The organism is Pedobacter sp. 10L46_2 (genome assembly GCF_056395165.1).
In genome coordinates this window covers 1-1,451 of the sequence record NZ_JBFTIZ010000514.1, presented here as the reverse complement: position 1 = coordinate 1,451, position 1,451 = coordinate 1, and the positions used below count along the sequence as shown (strand labels likewise).

The 1,451-nt window shown below is 37.4% G+C and carries 2 protein-coding genes and 1 pseudogene; all 3 read right to left on the bottom strand.

The features are described from left to right. Positions 1 to 98: 98 nt before the first annotated feature. A complete protein-coding gene (locus tag AC1DDX_RS27385) occupies positions 99 to 797 on the bottom strand; it encodes a zinc metallopeptidase (protein WP_288882806.1) in 699 nt (232 codons plus the stop codon). A 92-nt stretch (positions 798 to 889) separates the two neighbouring features. After that, positions 890 to 1,084 carry a hypothetical protein gene (locus AC1DDX_RS27380; RefSeq protein WP_288882808.1) on the bottom strand — a complete coding sequence of 65 codons (195 nt, stop codon included), beginning with the start codon at positions 1,082 to 1,084 and terminating at the stop codon, positions 890 to 892. Between the two features lie 177 nt (positions 1,085 to 1,261). Then, positions 1,262 to 1,451: pseudogene (locus tag AC1DDX_RS27375) on the bottom strand (SCO family protein); the annotation flags it as partial.

Below are 1,451 nucleotides of genomic sequence, written 5' to 3'. Positions count from 1 at the left end.
CTCATGAATATGGTATTGAACTGTTCTGGAAGGATAACCTGGCAGAACAATTAGATGGCTACGTTGATGGCAAATACATTAGGGGCAATGAATATGTCCTAGTTTCTATCCCTACTGTTTACAAAAAGTAAAATATAATACAATAATGTAGCTATTGAACTTATTGCAGCAACAACGTATGTTCGGGCCGCCCATTTCAGTGCATCAGCTGCTTTATCGTGCTCATAAGGTGTAGTAATATGACTATTTTCGAGCCATTTCAATGCGCGGTTACTCGCATCATATTCAACCGGAAGTGTAATAATTGTAAAGACTGTGGTGATAGCAAACAGGATAATTCCCACTAATAATATGGTAGGGTTGGCGCGTCCTATTAAAAAGCCTAGGCCCGCAAGTATTACCCATTGCGAGAGTTGAGTGCTGATATTGACAAGGGGAACAATAGCACTTCTAAATGTAAGCATACTATATGCAGTGGCATGTTGAACAGCATGGCCACATTCGTGGGTCGCTACCGCTGCAGCTGATATACTTCTGCCCTCAAAAACATCAGGACTCAGGTTTACAGTCTTATCTTCCGGATTATAATGATCGCTTAAATGCCCAGGCGTAGATATAACCCGCACATCATGAATCCCATTATCAGACAGCATTTTTTCGGCGATCTCCCTACCACTCATGCCATTAGCAAGTCCAATCTCACTATATTCCTTAAATTTACTTTTGAGCCTGTTGCTAACAATAAGACCTACAACAAACATAATTCCTGCTATCAGGTAATATCCCATTAATCCCATGTTTGAAACATTTTATTTAGTTAATAAACAAACTTGTATAAATAACAATTTAGATTCGAATTGGTTCGCAGCGCCACCTTTTAACCTTAATCCTATTTATGCATCTCAAAAATCTGTTCTAATTCTGCTACTGACTCATGAAGTAAATCTGCTGTTGCCAATGCAAGAACGGCCTCACTGATATGAAGCAAGTTGATTTCGTGAACTAGCTTTAAAATTTCTTCTTGCCTAAACTCAAGACGGGCTTTAAACTCAATTAAATCATTTTCTAGTTCTACCTTTACCATAAGAGTTAGAGATTAGTTTAGAGAAAGCAAAAATATTTATTTTAATGAGCAAATCATCATGACATAAAGATAAAAAAATGTCAATATATTCCACTAAATTATCCTATAAATCATATAATTCAGTTAAGGCCAGCATATAGCCAGCCTTAATCAAATAAAATAGCCTTAAAAAATAGGCTACTTTTTATATTCGGCCAATAAGATATCCATATCTCCCATTAGTTTCTTTACATCGGCATCATCAGTTCCGTCGTAAACACCTCTTATACGTTTCTCTTTGTCTACAAGTGTTAAATATCCGCCATGAACAAAACCACCAGGGGCCGATTTATCTTCTTGAGCAGCGGCCAGATAATTGCGTTCAGCA

Excerpts from the sequence above, each read along its gene's own strand:
- AC1DDX_RS27385 (WP_288882806.1), bottom strand. The coding sequence starts at position 797 with ATGGGATTAATGGGATATTACCTGATAGCAGGAATTATGTTTGTTGTA.
- AC1DDX_RS27380 (WP_288882808.1), bottom strand. The coding sequence starts at position 1,084 with ATGGTAAAGGTAGAACTAGAAAATGATTTAATTGAGTTTAAAGCCCGT.